The 20,564-nt window shown below is 29.5% G+C and carries 16 protein-coding genes; 11 read left to right on the forward strand and 5 right to left on the reverse strand.

Annotated elements, in window-relative coordinates; genetic code table 11:
* Positions 1–6 precede the first annotated feature (6 nt).
* The 9 genes from I6E15_RS04105 to I6E15_RS04145 all read left to right on the forward strand — a co-directional run bounded on the left by I6E15_RS04105 (position 7) and on the right by I6E15_RS04145 (position 12,375).
* A complete protein-coding gene (locus tag I6E15_RS04105; protein ID WP_235244807.1) occupies positions 7–1,041 on the forward strand; it encodes a carbamoyl phosphate synthase small subunit in 1,035 nt (344 codons plus the stop codon).
* 54 nt (positions 1,042–1,095) lie between these two features.
* The gene (carB, locus tag I6E15_RS04110; protein ID WP_235244881.1) at positions 1,096–4,302 is read left to right on the forward strand and encodes a carbamoyl-phosphate synthase large subunit; all 3,207 of its coding nucleotides are present in this window, start codon (positions 1,096–1,098) and stop codon (positions 4,300–4,302) included.
* A 223-nt stretch (positions 4,303–4,525) separates the two neighbouring features.
* Complete coding sequence (locus I6E15_RS04115; RefSeq protein WP_235244883.1) at positions 4,526–5,950, forward strand: alanine/glycine:cation symporter family protein; 1,425 nt, start codon at positions 4,526–4,528, stop codon at positions 5,948–5,950.
* 249 nt (positions 5,951–6,199) lie between these two features.
* The gene (locus I6E15_RS04120) at positions 6,200–8,224 is read left to right on the forward strand and encodes a BglG family transcription antiterminator (RefSeq protein WP_235244885.1); all 2,025 of its coding nucleotides are present in this window, start codon (positions 6,200–6,202) and stop codon (positions 8,222–8,224) included.
* Positions 8,225–8,331: 107 nt separating this feature from the next.
* On the forward strand, positions 8,332–8,769 hold the full coding sequence (locus tag I6E15_RS04125; RefSeq protein WP_235244894.1) for a PTS sugar transporter subunit IIA: 438 nt from the start codon (positions 8,332–8,334) through the stop codon (positions 8,767–8,769).
* Positions 8,770–8,802: 33 nt separating this feature from the next.
* On the forward strand, positions 8,803–9,078 hold the full coding sequence (locus I6E15_RS04130; protein WP_235244897.1) for a PTS sugar transporter subunit IIB: 276 nt from the start codon (positions 8,803–8,805) through the stop codon (positions 9,076–9,078).
* A gap of 37 nt (positions 9,079–9,115) precedes the next feature.
* Positions 9,116–10,486, forward strand: coding sequence for a PTS ascorbate transporter subunit IIC (locus I6E15_RS04135; RefSeq protein ID WP_235244905.1), 1,371 nt, complete (start codon positions 9,116–9,118; stop codon positions 10,484–10,486).
* A 27-nt stretch (positions 10,487–10,513) separates the two neighbouring features.
* The gene (locus tag I6E15_RS04140; RefSeq protein WP_235244907.1) at positions 10,514–11,410 is read left to right on the forward strand and encodes a carbohydrate kinase family protein; all 897 of its coding nucleotides are present in this window, start codon (positions 10,514–10,516) and stop codon (positions 11,408–11,410) included.
* A gap of 5 nt (positions 11,411–11,415) precedes the next feature.
* Positions 11,416–12,375: a ketose-bisphosphate aldolase gene (locus I6E15_RS04145; protein WP_235244910.1), complete on the forward strand. Its 960-nt coding sequence runs from the start codon at positions 11,416–11,418 to the stop codon at positions 12,373–12,375.
* A 631-nt stretch (positions 12,376–13,006) separates the two neighbouring features.
* Here the strand turns inward: I6E15_RS04145 and I6E15_RS04150 are convergent.
* Both I6E15_RS04150 and I6E15_RS04155 read right to left on the reverse strand, forming a co-directional pair.
* A complete protein-coding gene (locus I6E15_RS04150) occupies positions 13,007–13,348 on the reverse strand; it encodes a DUF2023 family protein (RefSeq protein WP_177160964.1) in 342 nt (113 codons plus the stop codon).
* A complete protein-coding gene (locus tag I6E15_RS04155; protein ID WP_235244912.1) occupies positions 13,348–13,824 on the reverse strand; it encodes a flavodoxin in 477 nt (158 codons plus the stop codon). The genes I6E15_RS04150 and I6E15_RS04155 overlap by 1 nt, the downstream gene beginning before the upstream one ends.
* A 415-nt stretch (positions 13,825–14,239) precedes the next feature.
* On the opposite strand from I6E15_RS04155, the gene clpB reads away from it, so the two are divergent.
* Positions 14,240–16,798, forward strand: a complete 2,559-nt coding sequence (clpB, locus tag I6E15_RS04160) for an ATP-dependent chaperone ClpB (RefSeq protein ID WP_235244914.1) — start codon at positions 14,240–14,242, stop codon at positions 16,796–16,798.
* A 45-nt stretch (positions 16,799–16,843) separates the two neighbouring features.
* Here clpB and I6E15_RS04165 read toward each other — a convergent pair whose 3' ends face one another.
* Positions 16,844–17,542 carry a queuosine precursor transporter gene (locus I6E15_RS04165; RefSeq protein ID WP_235244923.1) on the reverse strand — a complete coding sequence of 233 codons (699 nt, stop codon included), beginning with the start codon at positions 17,540–17,542 and terminating at the stop codon, positions 16,844–16,846.
* Between the two features lie 15 nt (positions 17,543–17,557).
* Positions 17,558–18,262: a radical SAM protein gene (locus I6E15_RS04170; RefSeq protein WP_235244925.1), complete on the reverse strand. Its 705-nt coding sequence runs from the start codon at positions 18,260–18,262 to the stop codon at positions 17,558–17,560.
* Positions 18,263–18,525: 263 nt separating this feature from the next.
* Here I6E15_RS04170 and I6E15_RS04175 point away from each other — a divergent pair, with 263 nt between their 5' ends.
* Positions 18,526–19,605, forward strand: coding sequence for a tetratricopeptide repeat protein (locus I6E15_RS04175; RefSeq protein ID WP_235244934.1), 1,080 nt, complete (start codon positions 18,526–18,528; stop codon positions 19,603–19,605).
* Positions 19,606–19,799: 194 nt separating this feature from the next.
* Here the strand turns inward: I6E15_RS04175 and I6E15_RS04180 are convergent, their stop codons facing one another.
* The gene (locus I6E15_RS04180; protein ID WP_177160814.1) at positions 19,800–20,507 is read right to left on the reverse strand and encodes a hypothetical protein; all 708 of its coding nucleotides are present in this window, start codon (positions 20,505–20,507) and stop codon (positions 19,800–19,802) included.
* Between the last annotated feature and the right edge of the window lie 57 nt (positions 20,508–20,564).

Genomic DNA, 20,564 nt, shown 5'->3' on the forward strand with positions numbered 1-20,564 from the left:
TCTTTAATGAAAGGAAAATTAATTCTTGAAAATGGAAAAGTTTTTGAAGGAAAAATTTTTGGTGAGTTAGCAGATACTGTTGGAGAGATATCTTTTAATACTGGAATGACAGGATATCAAGAAATGCTTACTGACCCAGCAAATCACGGAATGATGATTGCTATGACATATCCAATGATAGGAAACTATGGAATAAATACTGAGGATATGGAATCTGATAAAGTTCAATTAAAAGCATTAATAATTAAAGAAGATGCAAAATTACCAAACAACTTTAGATGTGAAATGACTTTAGATGGATTCTTAAGACAATACAACGTAACAGGATTTAAAGGAATCGATACAAGATATCTTACTCAAATCGTAAGAGATAACGGTTCTATGAAAGCTATAATAACAGCTGAAGATTTAACTAAAAAAGAAATTCAAGAAAGATTTAAAAACTTCTCAAATAAAAATGCAGTGGCAGAAGTAAGCTCAAAAGAAGTTTATGAAATTGCTGGAGGAGAAAAAAGAGTTGGAGTGATAGATTTAGGAGTAAAAAACAGCACTCTTAACTATATAAAAGACGCTGGATTTACAGTAGTAGTATTCCCATACAATACAAAAGCTGAAGACATCTTAGCTCAAAACTTATCAGCACTTGTTGTATCAAATGGACCGGGAAATCCAGAAGATTTAGTTGAAACTCAAAATACAGTAAAAGAATTAGCTGGAAAAATGCCAATATTTGGAGAAGTTTTAGGACTTCAAGTAATTGCTTTAGCATTCGGTGGAAAAACAGCAAAATTAAAATATGGTCACAGAGGTGGATACCCTATTAAAAATCTTGCAACAGGAAAAGTTGTTATAACTTCTCAAAATGCAAGCTATGTAGTAGAAGAAATTCCTGCTGGATTTGAAATGACTCATCAAGGAATCAACGTAAAAACAATAGAAGGAATGAAAAATGAAGCTTTAAAAATAGTTGGTGTTCAATATATGCCTGATTTATATAAAGATTCAAAAGATGTTTTTGAAAACTTTTTAAAACTTGTTTAATAAAATTTTAAATATTTTTGCATATTTTGAAGGGAACAATTTTAGGAGGATATAATGTTAGATAAATCAATAAAGAAAGTATTAGTAATAGGTTCAGGACCAATTATAATAGGACAAGCAGCAGAATTTGACTATTCTGGTACTCAAGCTTGTGAAACTTTAAAAAGCGAAGGAATAGAAGTTGTACTTATCAACTCAAACCCAGCTACAATAATGACTGATAAAGCTGTTGCAGATAGAATATACATAGAACCAATCACAGCAGAATTTGTTGAAAAAGTAATAGCAAAAGAAAGACCAGACTCCTTACTTGCTGGAATGGGAGGACAAACTGCTTTAAACCTTGCTGTTGAATTAACAGAAAAAGGAATATTAGAAAAATATGGAGTTAGAGTAATCGGAACTTCTGTTGAATCTATCAAAAAAGGTGAAGATAGAGAAATATTCAGAGAAACAATGGAAAAAATCGGAGAACCTTGTATCGAAAGTGAAATCGTAGAAAGCTTAGACCACGGTTTACAAGTTGCAAGAGAAATCGGATACCCAGTTGTAGTAAGACCAGCTTATACAATGGGAGGAACTGGTGGAGGAATTGCTTATACTCCAAAAGAATTAGAAGAAATCTTATTAAAAGGATTAAAAGTTTCAAGAGTTGGACAAGTATTAATTGAAAAATCAATCCTTGGTTGGAAAGAGATAGAATATGAAGTAATGAGAGATAGAAACGGAAACTGTATTACAATCTGTAATATGGAAAACGTTGACCCAGTAGGTATTCACACTGGAGACTCAATAGTTGTTGCTCCTACACAAACTTTATCTCACAAAGAAGCTGTAATGCTTAAAAAATCAGCTCTTAAAATATTAGACGAAGTTGGAGTAGTCGGAGGTTGTAACGTACAATTTGCTCTTCACCCAAAATCAATGAAATATGCAATAATAGAAATTAACCCAAGAGTATCTCGTTCATCAGCTCTAGCATCAAAAGCTACTGGATACCCAATCGCAAGAGTTTCTACAAAACTTGCTTTAGGATACACTCTTGATGAAATTATAAATGAAGTTACTGGAGAATCTTACGCTTGTACAGAACCAACAATTGACTATATAGTTGCAAAAATTCCTAAATGGCCATTTGACAAATTTAGAAATGCAAATAAAGTATTAGGAACAAAAATGATGGCTACTGGAGAAGTTATGTCAATAGGAGATAACTTTGAAGCAGCATTCTTAAAAGGATTAAAATCTCTTGAAATCGGAAGATTTAACCTTGAACACCCAGCAGTTAAAAAACTTACAATGGCAGAACTTAAAAAAGCAGTTGTAAGACCTGACGACGAAAGAATCTTCGTTGTTGCTGAAATGTTAAGAAGAGGATATATAAAAGAAAAATTACAAAAAATTACTGGTATAGATAAATTCTTTATGGAAAAAATCGAATGGCTAGTAAGACAAGAAGAAATCTTAAAGAAAACTAAATTTAAAGATTTAGATCCAGAATACTTAAGAAAATTAAAGAAAAAAGGATTCTCTGATAAAGGTATAGCAGAACTTATGGGAGTTACTGAAGATGACATCAGAGGAAAAAGATTAGAACACCACATTGTACCAGCTTATAAGAGAGTTGATACTTGTGCTGCTGAATTTAAAGCACAAACTTCTTACTTATATTCAACATATGATGAACACGACGAAGTAGAAGTAGAAAACAAAAGAAAAATAATCGTAATAGGTTCAGGGCCAATAAGAATTGGACAAGGAATTGAGTTTGACTACTGTACAGTTCACTCAATCAAAACTTTAAAGAAAATGGGAATTGAAAGTATAATCATCAACAACAACCCAGAAACAGTTTCAACTGACTACAACACTGCTGACAGATTATATTTTGAACCATTAATTCTTGAAGATGTATTAAATATAATAGAAAAAGAAAAACCAGAAGGAGTAGTTCTACAATTTGGAGGACAAACAGCAATAAAACTTGCTAATGCACTTTCTGATAGAGGAATAAAAATCCTTGGAACATCAGCTGAAAAAATCGACGAAGCTGAAGACAGAGAAAAATTTGAAGCTATGATGGAAGAGTTAGATATAAAAAGACCAAAAGGAAGAGCAGTTTGGGATATCCAACATGGAATAGAAATAGCTAATGAAATTAAATATCCAGTTCTTGTAAGACCTTCTTACGTTCTTGGAGGACAAGGAATGGAAATCTGTCACGATGAATACAACCTTGTAAAATATCTTGAATCATCATTTGACAGAGACCCTGAAAACCCAGTATTAATCGACAAATACTTAAACGGAATCGAATTAGAAGTAGACGCAATCTGTGACGGAGAAGACGTATTAATCCCTGGAATAATGGAACACTTAGAAAGAGCAGGAGTTCACTCTGGAGACTCTATAACAATCTATCCTCAACAAAACTTATATGAAGGAACAGAAGAAAAAGTATTAGAAATCACTAAGAAAATTTCAAGAGCTTTAGAAACAAAAGGTATGATGAACATTCAATTTATCGCTTACGAAAATGAGCTATATGTAATTGAGGTTAACCCAAGATCATCAAGAACAGTTCCATATATTTCTAAAATATCTGGACTTCCTGTAATAGAAATTGCTACAAGAATCATCTTAGGTGAAACATTAAAAGAAATAGGATATGGAACAGGAATCTACAAAAAACCAAACTTAGTAGCTGTAAAAGTACCAGTATTCTCAACTGAAAAATTATCAGAAGTTGAAGTATCATTAGGACCTGAAATGAGATCAACAGGAGAAGTTTTAGGAGTTGGACATACAGTAGAAGAAGCAATCTACAAAGGATTACTTGGAGGAAAAAGAGTTAACAAAGTTTCTGGTAAGAAAATACTTCTTACTATAAGAGATAAAGATAAAGAAGAATTTTTACCAATAGTTAAAGAATTAATCGAACTTAACTGTGAAATCTTCGCAACAGCAGGAACAAATAAATTCTTAGCTGAACACGGAATTAAATCAGAAGTAGTAAGAAGAATAGGAGAAGAAGAACCAAATATCTTAACAATTCTTATGAACAAAAAAGTTGACTTATTAATCAACACTCCAACAAAAGCAAATGACGCTCAAAGAGATGGATTTAGAATGAGAAGAACTGCCACTGAATATGGTGTAGAAGTTCTAACATCAATAGATACATTAAAAGCTGTTATTAAAATGGAAAAAGAACATTTAGAAGAAGATAAATTAGAAGTATTCGATATTTCTAGAATCTAGTAGATTTTTAAAAGAGGTTGCAGTACAGAATGCGACCTCTTTTTTTCTATAAAGTAAAATCCAATCGAACAAAAAAACTATGTACAAAATTTTATAAAGTCTTGATTTTCAAGACTTTAATTTTTTTTTAACGAACAAAAAATAAAAAATATTGTTATCTATTATTTTATATATAATAATGATATACTTAATGAGTAAAATAAAATTAAGGGGTTGAGAGACAATGGAAATTTTAGCACAGATTAGAGGAATAGTAGATCAAGTAAATAATCTGCTATGGGGAAAAAATATTTTAGTAGTATTACTTATAGGAGCAGCGATTCTTGCAACATTTGGAACAAGATTTATGCAATTTAGATTATTAGGACCAATACTTTCAGTATTTACTAATGAAGAAAAAAAAGAAAATGGTATCAGTTCTCTTGAAACATTTTTCTTAGGGACTGCTTGTAGAGTTGGAGCTGGAAATATAGCTGGAGTTGTAGCAGCTATAACTGTTGGAGGGCCGGGATCACTTTTCTGGATGTGGCTTGTAGCACTTTTTGGAGCATCAACATCTTTTATAGAATCTACACTTGCTGTTATCTATAGAGAAAAAGATAGAGACGGAAAATATATAGGTGGAACACCTTGGATAATTAGAAAAAAATTAAAAATGGGTTGGCTTGGAAGTATCTATGCAGTGGCATCAATTCTTTGTTATGTTGGAGTTACTCAAGTTATGTCAAACTCAGTTACTGAATCAGTTTCAAGTGCATATAATATAAAACAAAGTTGGATAGCAATAGTTTTAACAATTATTGTTGGATTAATAATTTTTGGAAAAGGAAAAAGAGATAGAATAATAGATGCTCTTAATAAAATAGTTCCTGTAATGGCTGGATTGTATTTAGGAGTTGTATTATATATAATTCTTACAAATATATCTTCAATTCCTGCTATGATAGGAAGTATCTTCTCACAAGCTTTTGGAACAAAAGAGATTGCTGGTGGAGCAATGGGAGTTATAATTATGCAAGGAGTTAGAAGAGGATTATTCTCTAATGAAGCAGGAAGTGGAAACTCTAACTATGCAGCAGCAGTTGTTGATATTGACCAACCTGCAAAACAAGGAATGGTTCAAGCTCTTGGAGTTTTCGTTGATACACTTTTAGTTTGTAGTGCAACAGCTTTTGTAGTTCTTTTAGCAGGTGCTAAAAAAGTTGCTGGTGTAGAGGGAATGATGTTAAATGGGAAAGAGTTAAGCGGAATGGCATTGTTCCAAGAAGCTATTAAAACTCACATTGGATTTGTAGGACTACCATTTACAGTGATTGTAATATTCTTCTTCTCATTAAGTACAATACTTGCAGTAGCTTATTATGGAAAAAATGCTATAAACTACATAAGTGAAAAAACTTCATTAAATATAGCTTATCAAATAGCAATTATCTATATGGTATATATCGGTGGAATAAAACAAAATATCTTCGTTTGGTCATTAGCAGACTTCGGTCTTGGAATAATGACAGTTATAAATATAATTTGCCTTTCTCCATTAGCTAAAGAGGCTCTTGTAGAACTTAGAAAATATGAAATTTTCTTAAAAGAGAAAAGTAGAGAATTAAAAGAACAAAGGAAAAAAATAAGAGAACAAGTAAAAGAATAAATAAAAATAATTTTGGAGATGTTGCAAGTTAGAAATTGAATTTTTCTAAGTGTAATATCTCTTTTTATTATTAGAAGTATGATATAATATAGTTAGTTTAAAAAGTAAGAATTTACAATGGATGGATTAATTGAATAAAAAAATTCTAAATATTAATTTTATAAAAATGGAAAATAAGGTATAATATAAGAGAGGTTTAATTATTTTTTTTATAGAATCAAAGCAATTACATATTTAAAAGGGGATGAAATGCTTACAAGTAAATCTACAGAGTTACTAAAATTTTTATTAGATAAAAAAGATAAAATATTATTGAAAGAAATTGCTGAATATCTTAAACTTAGTGAAAGAAGTATAAGATATGAAATTGAAAAAATAAAAGAAGTAACAGAGAATGAAGAATTTGAAATCTCTCTTAATAAAGGAGAATGTTGGATAAAGAATTATGAATCTCTTGCAAAGTTTTTAACTAATAATAATGGATATGTTCTTTCTCCAAAGGAAAGAGAGCTGTATATTTTTTTAAAAATATGTTTTGAAAGAAAAATAAATCAAACTATGATTTCTGATGAACTGGATATAAGTAAGAGTACAGTAAAAACTCATTTACGTGATATAAGAAAAATTTTAGAAATATATAATTTAGAATTAGAACTTCTTCCTAAAAAAGGTCTTATTCTAAAGGGAGAAGAGGAGCAGTTGCGTCAATGTGTTTTAAAAGCAGTTTATCTTTCAAAAAAACAAAAAAGTAAATTTCTTGATGATATTATTTATGGTTACTTAAAAAATATTGATAAAGAAGGAATAAAATTATTTATTAATTATTGTCAAAAATTAATGAATAAAATAATCTCTGATGAAGCTTATGAAATTATTTTAAAATATCTTGTTATGGTGATTTATTTTAACGAAAAAGGTTATAAAATAAAATCTATTAAAAATGAAAACTTTTTAAAAGGAACACAGGAGTATGAATCAGTTCAAAAGTCGAAGGCTATTCTTGAAGGGTATTATGAAATTGAATTTTCTGAAGCTGAATATTTAAAAATTACAGATTATTTTTTAGGGAGCCATACATACAATATTTCTTATTCTTATTATGAAAATTGGGTAGAAATAGAGATTATAGTCAGAAATTTTATTAAAAAAGTTAACGAAGAATTAGATATTGATATTTCAGATGATGCGACTCTTATACTTGGACTTGTAAATCATATTAAACCGACTATTTATAGGATAAAAAATGGAATAGAGCTTGAAAATACTATATATGAAGAAGTAGTTGAAAGTTATCCAAATCTTTTTTCTCTTGTTAAAAAAAGTGTAGGAGAACTTGAAAAATTTATAAATGAAAAATTTACAAATGATGAAATAGCATTTATAACAATTCACTTTAAAGCAGCTATTGATAGAAATGTTAAAAAGAAGAAAGAAAAAATAAAAGTATTAATCGTGTGTGGTTCTGGGTATGGAAGTTCAAAATTACTTGCTCAACGAATAAAAGATATTTATAAAGTGGAGATAGTGGATATAATTCCAAGATATTTACTTGAAAAAGTTAACAAAAGAACAAATATAGATGTAATATTGACTACTGTTCCAATTGAAAATTTTAAAACTGAAAGAAAAATAATAAAGGTTAGTCCTCTTTTAACAAAGGAAGATATTCAAAAACTTGATAGTTATCCAATTCCACGGGATAGTAAGAAAATATTATTTTCGGAACTTATAGATGTTATTGAAAAAAATACTGGAGAAAAAGTTTCAAATAAACTTAAAACAGGATTAAAAAATTTTCTTGATACAAGATTAATAGATGATATATTTCATAAAAAAATTACAATTTTTGACCTATTGACAGAGCAGAGAATTAAGATTAAGGGAAAAGCAAAAAATTGGCAAGAAGCGATAATTGAAGCAGGAGAACTCCTTTTAAAAGACGATTGTATAGAAAATGAATATATAAAAGAGATGATAAAGGTAGTAGAAGAATTTGGTAGTTATATTTTACTTGTTCCTAATATAATTTTTCCTCATGCTAAATCAAAGAATATGGTAAAAAAGACAGCTTTTTCAATAGTTACTTATGATAAAGAAATAGATTTTTTAGATGGACAAAAAATAAATATGGTAATATCTTTCTGTTCAAAGGACGAAAGAGAGCATCTTGATGGGTTAATAAATATAATAGATAAAATTGAAGAAGATAGCTCTAGAGAAAAACTAATGAAATTAAAAACCGCTAAAGATATTATAAAATACTTTGTAAAATAAAAAGGGAGTTACAAAACTCTCTTTTTTTTTGAAAAAAATAGAACCTTTTAAAATATGTTTAAATAAATTATAATAAAATTGAACAAAATAGATGGAGATGATGAAAAATGTTGAAAAAAATTCTTGAAAATAAAATTAGCATAGTTGACAACGTTAAAGATTGGCAAGAGGCAATTAAAATAGCAGCCAGTCCTCTAGTAGCAGATGGATCAATAGAGGAAAGATACATAGAGGCAATGATAGAAAATATAAAAAAATTTGGGACATATATAGTTGTTGCCCCAAAAGTAGCGATGCCACATTCTAGACCAGAAGATGGAGTGAATAAAAATTGTTTGGCACTTTTAAAAATAAATGAAGGAGTAGTTTTTGGAGAAGAAACAAACGAAGAGGAAAAAGTATACTTTATTTTTATTCTTGGTGCAATAGATAATGGTTCACACATAGAAACATTGATGAAATTGATGGATGTAATAGATGATGAAGAGAAAATAGATGCTATGACAAAAGTTAGCTCTGTTAAAGAACTTATGGAATTAATTTAATTAAAATAAAAAACTTTCAAGGAGGAAAAACAAATGATAAAAATTTTAACAGTATGTGGAAACGGAATAGGAAGTAGCTTAATGTGTGCTATGAAAATTGAAGAAATTTGTAAAGAAGAGGGAATAGAAGCAGATGTATCTTCTTCTGATTTTAATTCAGTTTCAGGAAAAGGTGCAGACCTTATTGTAACAGTAAAACAACTTGCAGATCAACTAAAAGACTATAATGTAGCAGAAATAAGAAGTTATACTAATAAAAAGAAAATTAAAGAGGATGTTTTAGATAGAATAAAAGAATTAGTAAAATAGAACCAAAAATGATTATATCTATTCTAGGAGGAAAATTATGAATTTATTAAAAATTATTGCTAATGATATTTTAACAAGCCCAGCATTTTTAATGGGACTTATATCTTTATTTGGACTTTTAGCTTTGAAGAAACCTTTCAATAAACTTATAACTGGAACATTAAAACCTATACTAGGTTATATAATGTTGGGGGCTGGAGCAAGTTTTATTGTATCAAATCTTGATCCACTTGGAAAAATGATAGAAAAAGGATTTGGAATAACAGGAGTTGTACCAAATAATGAAGCTATAACTTCAATAGCTCAAAATCTTTTAGGTAAAGAGACAATGTTTATTCTTGTAACAGGATTAGTAATAAATATAATAATTGCAAGAGTAACTAAATTCAAATATATATTCTTAACAGGACATCATAGTTTCTTTATGGCTTGTATGTTTTCAGCTGTTTTATCTACATCAGGATTAAAAGGTGGAATGTTAGTGCTTGTGGGAGGATTTTTACTTGGGGCTTGGTCTGCAATCTCTCCTAGTATAGGTCAAAAATATACAGATTTAGTAACAGATGATGATGGAATTGCTATGGGACATTTCGGATCTTTAGGATATTATTTAGCATCTTTTATTGGATCAAAAGTTGGAAATAAAGAAGATAGTACAGAAGATATAGTTATTCCTGAAAAAGTAAACTTCTTAAGAGATAGTACAATTTCAACAGCTATAACAATGGTAGTATTTTATATGATAGCCGCTCTTGCAGCTGGACCTGAATATGTTACAACAAATCTTTCAAATGGAACTAACTACATTGTTTTTGCTCTTACATCAGCTTTAAGTTTTGCTGTTGGAGTTACAATAGTTTATAATGGAGTTAGAATGATTTTATCAGAACTTATTCCAGCATTCCAAGGTGTATCTCAAAAACTTATTCCTAATGCTATACCAGCAGTTGACTGTGCAGTATTCTTCACATACGCACCAAATGCAGTTCTTATCGGATTTATCTCTTCATTTATCGGTGGAGTAATAGGAATGATAATTCTTGGATCAATAGGAGCAGTTTTAATTATACCAGGACTTGTACCTCATTTCTTCTGTGGAGCAACAGCTGGAATATATGGAAATGCAACAGGAGGAAAAAGAGGAGCTATAATAGGAGCATTTATAAACGGTCTTTTATTAGCATTTTTACCAGCAGCACTTCTTCCAGTTCTTGGAAATATAGGATTCCAAAATACAACGTTCGGAGATTTTGACTTTGGAGTACTTGGAATATTAATAGGTAAAGTAGTTGAAAATTTTGGAGAAATAGGAATATTTGGAATAATCGCAGTTCTTGTTGTAATCCTAATTGCTCCTAACTTTATAAAAACAAACTCTCATGTTATAAATGCTAAGGACGAATATTAATTTCTGAATTAACAGAAAGGATAAATTATGAAAAAAATACTTTGTGTGGGACATTCGGCATATGACATAACTTATCTTTTGCCAAATTTTCCAGTAGAAAACAGAAAATATAAAGCTGAAGATAGAATAATGGTAAGTGGTGGACCAGCAGGAAATGCTTCTTATCTTTTAGGAAAATATGGAGAAGCTGTATCATATATTACTACTTTGGGAAATGATGTTTATGGTCGTGAAATATTAAACGACCTTAATGAAGTGGGAGTAGATACAAAAAATATAATTATAAGAGATGAAATTGTAACTCCATGCAGTATTATAATAGCTAATAGACATAATGGTTCAAGAACAATTATCAATTATAGAGAAGAGAAAAAAATAGAAGGTGTGGAGTTTAAGTACAAAACTAAACCAGAAATAATTCTTTTTGATGGACACGAACTTGAACTTGCTATGCAAGCTGTTGAAAAATTTCCTGAAGCAATAAAAGTTCTTGATGCTGGAACATATAAAGAAGGAACTAGAGTTCTTGGAGCAATAGTTGATTATTTAGTATGTTCTGAAGATTTTGCAAGAGATTATTGTGGATTAGAAAAAATAAAAGAAGAAGACTTCGCTTATGTTTTAGAAAAGTTAAAAGAACTTAACAAAAATACAATTATAGTTACTCTAGGTGAAAGAGGTTCTATAATGGAAAAGGACGGAAAAATTAAAAAGTTTAAAGCATTTAAAGCAAAAGCCATTGATACAACAGGAGCTGGAGATATATTTCACGGAGCATTTGTATACGGATTGAGTAATAATTTTTCAATTGAAAAAAATATAGAATTTGCTTCTGCTTGTGCTTCACTTTCTGTAGAAAAACTAGGCGGAAGAAATTCGATTCCTGAGATTAAAGATGTTTTAGAAAGAATAAAAAGAGGTTAATAGATATGAGAAAATATAATTTTAAAGAATTAGGTTTGGAAAACACAAGAGAAATGTTCAAAAGAGCAAATGAAAATGGATACTCAGTTCCAGCATTTAATTTTTGTAATATGGAACAGCTTCAAGCAATACTTTCAGCTTGTGTAGAAGCAGAAAGTGATGTTATTCTTCAAATTTCGGCAAGTGCTAGAAAATATATAGGAAAAGAAACACTTCCTCTAATGATTAAAGGTGCTATAAATGAAATTAGAGAACAAGGATCACAAATATCAGTAGCTCTTAATCTTGATCACGGAAAAGAAGTTGATATGATAAAAGATTGTCTTGATTATGGATTCTCTTCAGTTATGATAGATGCTTCAAAATATGATTTTGAAAAAAATATTGAAATAACAAAATCAGTAGTAGAGATGGCTAAAGAGTATGGTGCTTCAGTTGAAGGAGAAATTGGAGTAATAAGTGGAACAGAAGATGAACATGTTTCAGATGACAGTCTATTTACAAAACCTCAAGAAGCTGTAGAATTTATAGAAAAAACAGGGGTTGATTCTTTAGCAATAGCAATAGGAACAGCTCATGGAGCTCATAAGTTTAAACCTGGAGAAGATCCGAAACTAAGACTTGACATATTAGAAGAAATAAAAGAAGAGATAGGAAGTTTCCCAATAGTTCTTCATGGTTCTTCATCTGTTCCTCAAGATTTTGTAAAAAGATTTAGAGAATTTGGGGGAGAAATAAAAGATGCTATAGGAATTCCTGATGAAGAATTAAGAAAGGCTTCAAAATCAATTGTTACAAAAATAAATGTAGATACAGATGGAAGACTTGTTTTTGTAAGTAGTCTTAGAGAAAATCTTACTAAAAATCCAAAAGAAATGGATTTAAAAAAGATTTTAGAATACCCTAGAGATGAAATGAAAAAATTTTATAAGAAAAAAATAGATTCTGTTTTTAAAATAAAATAAAAACTATAAAAATAGAGTTATAGGTAGTTATATTACAAATATTCTAAATAAAACAGAAGTCTAAATATTGGGAAAAATATTTAAAAAATATAGTAAAAGCTAAAGGACTATTACAATCCTCAATTTTGGGACTATGAAAAAGATTCTATAAATTTAATAACACTAACTTTTAATAGCTTTCTATGATAAAATTAATATCATAGGAGGCTATTTTTTATAGAAAAAAGTATTAAAATGACTAAAAGAAAAAAAGGTTTTAAGCATAGAAATTGGGGAAAAATATATGGAGAACTTCAAATAATGTTTGAAGATCGTCTTTAATAAATAGAGATTAACTAAATATGAAAAGAATACTCTAAAGAGAGTGCCTTTGACATAGACTAAAATATATGGTAAAACCATATAAAGTAAAAATATTAAATTAAACAATTTTTATCATAGAAAGTTAAGATTTACAGAAAACTCTTCACACCCTCTATGTTTGAGAAACTATCCGCACTCCCCTCTTGTTTTTATTGATATTTTTTCTAGAATAGTGGTAGGATGGATAATGGATACTAAAATGAAAAATTTATTCTCAGTATTTTTAATTAGTGGAGCTATTTAGAAAATGCCAATAGCTCCAATTTATTTAAGCAGATTTTCTTGTTAAGTATCTAGCACATTGTTTTTCAGTATTATATCCTAGTAAAACTCCAAGAATAAAATCTTCTTCTGGAGAAAGGTGTGAAAGAGGGGCTTTTTTAAAACTTTCAACTACTTTTATAGAATTAGCAGTTCCAAAATAAACATTTATCATCTTATTATTTAGATGTTCTATCATATATTTATATTCAGAGCTATCTAATTTTTCCCTGATAACTTCTTCGTTATCAGAAGAAGTAGTAAGAAGAGAAAGCACTCTTACACCTTTATCCAATTCATAAATCATATGTATAAACAAATCTAACTCTCTTCTTTTTTCTATACTCATTATTTCACGCTCTCAACCCAATTTTTAATTCTTTCTTCAGTCAATTCACTTTGATTATTTTCATCTATTACAAGTCCAACGAAATGATCATCTCTTACAGCAGTAGAGTCTGAATAATCATATCCCTCTGTTGAAGTTTTTCCTACAACATTAGCTCCAGCCTCAACAACTGCATCATATAAAGTTCCCATTCCATTTACGAAAGTATCACTAAATCCACATTGATCTCCAACACCGATTAAAGCCACTTTTTTATTAGAAAGATTTTTATTTTTTAAAGAATCAATAACTTCTAACCAAGAGTCTTGTAAATCTCCCATTCCCCAAGTAGAAGTGGCAAAGATAAGAAAATCATAGTCATTAGCTTTGTCAATCTCACAAGCTTCAAAAACATCAGCTCTTAAAAGAGTTGCTACCTTTTTACAAACATCTTCTGTAACTCCTGTTGTACTACCATAAAATATTCCTGTTTTCATAATTGCCTCCTGTATTATTAATTTCTGTAAACTAATATTATCATAAAATAATTAGAAAGTCAAATTATTTTAAAATAAAATTTAAAAAATAGTAAAAATCATTGGAAAATAAGAAAAAAATAAAAAATCTTTAAAATATTAAAAAAATTTTTAAGAAAAATAAAAAAATATTGTGTATTTTTTTTAAAATAGTAGTATATAAAGGATAAGAAATCTACATAAAAATTATAATTTATGCTTTTAATAGAGGTTATTGATTTTCATTTTGAAAAAACTTTTAAACTTTTTTGAAAGACCCTACGTCTTAGTGATGAAAGTTAAAAAAGAATAGTTCTTTTTTGAAAGTTAAGAACTATTCTATAAAAGTTTTTAAATTGCCAAGAATATTTGCCTGTCGACAAAGGAGGTAAATTGTATGAACCCAAATATTTTTACAGAAAATTCAGTTTTGGCTCTAAATGAAGCTAGAGCGTTGGCTATAAAATATAGTCAACCAAGTATTAAGCCAGAGATTTTGGCTTTAGCACTTCTTACAAATAAAGAAGGGCTTATTCCTAGAATAATGGAAAAAATGAATCTTAGCACTAACACAATAATAAGAGAACTAGAGGCAGAGATCCAAAAATATCCAAAAGTTTCAGGAAATAACGAAGTAGGACTTGATATGGCAACTAATAAGGTGCTTATTAATGCCGAAGAGGAAATGAAAAAAATGGGAGACTCTTATATAAGTGTTGAACATATTTTTATTTGCTTATTAGAAGAAAGTAGATTTTTACAAAGAATGATTGATTTAGGAAAATTCAAAGAGGCTGTAAAAGCTGTAAGAGGAAATCAAAAGGTTGACTCTCAAAACCCTGAATCAAAATACGAAGTCCTTGAAAAATATGCAAGAGACTTAGTTGAACTTGCTCGTGAAGGAAAAATCGACCCAATAATCGGTAGAGATACTGAGATAAGAAGAACTATCCAAATAATTTCAAGAAGAACAAAGAATAACCCAATTCTTATCGGTGAACCCGGTGTTGGTAAAACTGCAATAGCAGAGGGGATTGCTCAAAGAATATTAAATGGAGACGTTCCAGAAAACTTGAAAAATAAAAAGATATTCTCTCTTGATATGGGAGCTTTGATTGCTGGTGCAAAATATAGAGGAGAATTTGAAGAAAGATTAAAAGCTGTATTAAAAGAAGTAGAAGAATCTCACGGAAATATAATATTATTTATTGACGAAATCCATACAATAGTTGGTGCTGGTAAAACTGACGGTGCTATGGACGCAGGTAACTTGTTAAAACCAATGCTTGCAAGAGGAGAAGTAAAAGTTATCGGTGCTACAACAATAGATGAATATAGAAAATATATTGAAAAAGATCCGGCTCTTGAAAGAAGATTCCAAATTGTAATGGTTGATGAACCAAGTGTTGAAGATACAATCTCTGTACTAAGAGGTTTAAAAGAAAAATATGAAGTTTATCACGGAATAAGAATCAGCGACGGTGCTATTGTATCAGCTGCTGTCCTAAGTGATAGATATATCTCTGATAGATTTTTACCAGATAAGGCTATTGACTTGATTGACGAAGCTGCAGCAATGATAAGAACTGAGATTGACTCTATGCCAAGTGAACTTGATGAACTTACAAGAAAATCAATGCAACTTGAAATAGAAAGAGAGGCTTTGAAAAAAGAGGACGACGACGCATCTAAAGAAAGACTTGTTAACCTTGAAAAAGAATTGGCTGAGGTAAACTCTAAAAAAGCTGTTTTAAAATCTCAATGGGAAGTTGAAAAAGAGGGTGTTGATAAGGTTAAAAAACTTAAAGCTGATATTGATAAAACAAAACTAGAAATAGAAAAAGCTGAAAGAGACTATGACCTTAATAGACTTGCTGAATTAAAATATGGTAAACTTGCTAACCTTGAAAAAGAATTAAAATCACAACAGGAAGCTATTGAAAGTAAATTTAGCCACTCTTTATTAAAACTTGAAGTAACTGATGAAGAGATAGCTGATATAGTTTCTAAATGGACAGGAATCCCTGTTAATAAATTAGTTGAAAGTGAAAAAGAAAAAATACTTAATCTTGAAAAATCTCTAAATGAAAGAGTAATTGGACAAGAGGAAGCTGTAAAACTTGTAGCTGATACTATCTTAAGAGCAAGAGCAGGATTAAAAGATAGCAGAAGACCAATTGGTTCTTTTGTATTCTTAGGTCCAACAGGTGTAGGTAAAACATACTTAGCTAAATCTCTAGCTTATAATTTATTTGATGATGAAGATAATATTATAAGAATTGATATGAGTGAGTATATGGATAAATTCTCAGTAACAAGACTTATCGGTGCACCTCCGGGATATGTTGGATATGAAGAAGGTGGACAACTTACAGAAGCTGTTAGAAGAAAACCTTATTCAGTAATTTTGTTTGACGAGATAGAGAAAGCTCACCCAGATGTATTTAATACATTCTTACAAATCCTTGATGACGGAAGACTTACTGACGGACAAGGTAGGGTAGTTGACTTTAAAAATACTTTAATAATTATGACTTCAAATATAGGAAGTAGCTTAATACTAGAAGACCCAAGCTTATCAGATTCTACAAAAGAAGCTGTTATGAAGATAATGAAACAATCATTTAAACCTGAGTTTTTAAACAGAATTGATGATATTATAATCTTCAAGAGCCTTGGACTTGAATCAATTAAAAATATCGTAAAAGCATTACTAAAAGATACAGTAGAAAAATTAAAAGACAGACATATTGGTCTTGAATTTTCTGACAATGTGGTAGAATACTTAGCTAAAAATGCTTACGAGCCACAATATGGTGCTAGACCACTTAAGAGATTTATTCAAAAAGAGGTTGAAACAGAACTTGCTAAGAAAATCTTATCAAATGAAGTTAAAGAAAAAAGTGATGTTTTGGTAGATATTGAAAATGATAATATAGTATTTAAAGTAAGATAAAAAATAAAAACTGACTTGATTTTTTCAGGTCAGTTTTTTTATAAGTTACATATCTTCTTCTATTAAATCTTTTTTCTTTAGATAGTTAGCTATATATACAAATGGCGTATCAGATACAGCTACCAAAAATTTTAAAATATAAGTTGAAATGAAAATATCTTTTAGAATATCAAAAGAGTAAACCCCATAAAAAGCTATAAAAGTAAAAACTAAATTATCTAAAAGTTGGCTAATCATTGTACTAGCATTATTTCTTATCCAGATATGTTTTGTCTCAGAATATTTCTTTCTCCAGAACTCATAAGCCCAAATGTCGTGAGTTTGTGATATAAGATAAGCTACTAAAGATGCAACCATAAGTCTTGGCATAAAGTCAAATATACTTTTTACACTTTCAAACATTAATACTCCCTCTTCCATTGGTGTAAATAGTACAGCCACTTTCATTATAGCAGATGTTACTATCAAAGAGAAAAATCCAAGATAAACAGCTTTTTGTGCAGCTTTTCTACCATAGTTTTCAGCCAAAATATCTGTTACTAAAAATCCTCCAGCATACAAAATATTTCCTAAAGTTGCATTTAAACCAAAAAGATTTACTAATATTACAACCTGAATATTTGCAAGAATAGTGGAGATAGGTATCCAAGAATAAAGCCCCACCTTACCAAATTTTTTATAAACAAATGTGATACTTAAAAAGTTTAAAAGTAACATTAAAGCCCAAAGTAATTCGTTTTTCATCTTTCCTCCTAAAAATTATTGTTCAAAAACTCCTAAATCCTTGTTATCACTCAAAAGTTCTACCCTGTCGTCTTCTGTAAGATAAGAATATTTACCAACAAACCATTTTACTAATTCGTTATCTCTTTTCACAACAGTTCCATTATCTATAAAAATATTTATAGTAATATTTTTAAAATATTTAAGTCCAAGCTCAATATCCCTTGTAATCATCTCACGAGTTTGCCCCTTTGTACAAATCAAAAGACACACAGAATAAAGACGCTCCCCTAACATAAGATAATCTTTTTCTTCTAAATGGAAATTTTTATTATAACAGTTAATTCTAAAATCATTATCAAAAGTCTCAAGTCCCATTCTAAATCTAACCTCTACACCTTTAAAATAATCTCTTATCTTATCCAGAAGATTAATATAACCATAGTAGATTTCAAAATACAAGACTTTTATATTTTTCTCCATAACTATTCTTTTAATTTCAGCTAAAGTATTAGGTGTGATTTCAAATACAGACCCAGAGTTTATAACCTCCAAACTTCCAAATTCCCCAGTTATATTTTTTAAAACTTCAAGATTAACTCTATCAATCTCATCAATATCTGTTGAATTATCCTCGATATAGTTACAGAAACTGCATTTCCCATATCTACAAGGTAGACTTTTTAAAAGAACAATCTCCCTTTGATGTTTATCAATGATTTTGTTATAACGTATTCCCATTTTATTCCTTTCATAAAAAACAAATAAAAAAGAGCAGTTTAAATTCTGCTCTCCAAAAAAATTATTATCCGATAATAAATAACCTAGTTTTTTATAGATGGTTTAACTGTGCAGAACATCTCTCCAATAAAGATTGGAATTATATAAAATTGTGACGTTAGATAGTATAGCGTTTTTTTTAAACTTTGTCAATAATTTTATTAAAAAAAATAGAAAAAGGTGGTATAATATGTGTAAATCCAATATAAGAGAGGGAAAAATATATGGATAAAAAGAGAATGATAGAAAGTTTGATAAATAAAAAAGAATATGAAATGGTTTTGGAAATCCTACTTGAGATAGAAAAAACAGAAGAACCAAACTACTGGCTTTATTGTAATATAGGTTGGGTGCTTGGGAGACTTGGGAAGAGAGAAGAGGCTGTTAAATATCTTAAGAAAGCCGAAGGAATGGAAGAGTATGATGAAAATGGCTGGCTTTGTTGTGAACTAGCTTGGAATTATGGAGGATTAGGTAAACATAAACTTGCTGAATATTATCTAAAAAAATCTAAAGAATTTGGTAGAGATGACGGTTGGCAAAACTCAGAACTTGGGTGGAACTTAGGAAGACTTGGGAAATATCAAGAGGGACTTTATTATCTTAAGAAAGCTGAGGAAACTGGTAGAAGTGATTATTGGTTAAATTCTGAAATTGGTTTTATGTATGAAAGTCTTGAAAATTATAAAGAGGCGATAAATTATTACAAAGCTGCTAGAGCATATAGAGAAGATGATATTTGGATATATTCTCATTTAGGTTATTGTTATGAAAAAATTCATAAATTGGATAAAGCTTTGGAAAATTTTTTAAAGTCAGAGGAACTTGGTAGAAATGATTTGTGGCTTTATTCTCAAGTGGCTTGGTGTTATGGTAAAATGCTAAAACATAAATCAGCAATCACTTATCTTTTAAAAGCTAAAGCTCAAGGAAGAGATGATTTTTGGCTTAACTGTGAACTTGGGTGGAATTTTGGTAGAGTAAAAAGCCATAATAAAGCTATTGAACTTTTGAAAAAAGCTTATAAGATGAATGGGGAATCTGATGGTTGGATAGAAAGTGAGATAGGGTGGAACTTAGGAAGAATAGGGAAACACCAAGAGGCGATAGAATATCTAAAAAGTTGCCTTGCTAAAAAATATTATAACTCAACTTGGGTAAAAGAGGAGATTGCTTGGAATATGGCAAAACTTGAAAAATATCAAGAGGCACTAGACCTTTACGAAGAGGTAAATAGAGAAAATCCAAGTGATGAAAACAGAAGAAATATAGAGATACTAGAAAATATATTAAAGATTAAATAGTTGTTTATTATTTACAAATTATAAAAAAAATGATATAATTATTATAGAAACAAACCCGTAGGGAAAAGTATTGATTTAAATAAGTTCAGAATATCAGCCACAATTTAATTATTGTGGCTTTTATTCTTTTTTTATTTTAAATAAAAAAATCACAAACCACTAATTAAAGTGATTTGTGACTATAAAATTAATTATCAATTAACTTTTGTTGGTTCTGCTGGAGCTTCCCCTTCAGGTTTTTTCATATCTTCAGCTTTTGGCATAGGTCTTCCAAACATCCATTCAAGGTGTCTTCTTAGTCCTAATAAATCTATTTCTTTTCCGTCAACAACTAATTTGTTATTTTCAGGTATTGTAACATATCCGTCCATAAGTGGAGTATTAGGATCTAAACTATGTTGAATTTTTATTTTTGTTTCAGTTCCTAGTGGTTGGAATTCTGTTCTAACTACTTTTATAAGATTTTCATCAGCTAAGATGTGTCTTATTTCATCTTGAGTGAATGGTCTTTGAGGTGGATAGTCAGCTATAAATAATGTATGTTCAGATATAAATTTATATTTGTTATCTGGTAATTTTTCAAATAATTCTATAGTGTATCTTCCTCTTGTAGGTATTAAGAATTTTTCTAAGTCAAGGATTTTTTTACCAACACCAAATGGATCTACCATAGGTTGAAATTCTCCTTTAGTTATTAAATCTCCTTCTGGTCCACTGATTCTAGCTTCAAAAAGAGTTGGTTTTATAATTTCATCGATAGTTATTACTATTGACATATGTTGCATTGGAATTGGGAACATAGGTTGAATCATATTGTCAAAAATTCCTAAAGCATCAACAGCTCCTCCTAATTGTGGGTTGATTTGTGCTCTATGTGCAACAAGAACGCTTCTGATTTTCATAATTTTCCTCCTATTATTTTAGTAAAATAATCTACACTCTATATAATATCATACTTT

This window comes from Fusobacterium perfoetens (genome assembly GCF_021531475.1).
Taxonomy (GTDB): Bacteria; Fusobacteriota; Fusobacteriia; order Fusobacteriales; family Fusobacteriaceae; genus Fusobacterium_B.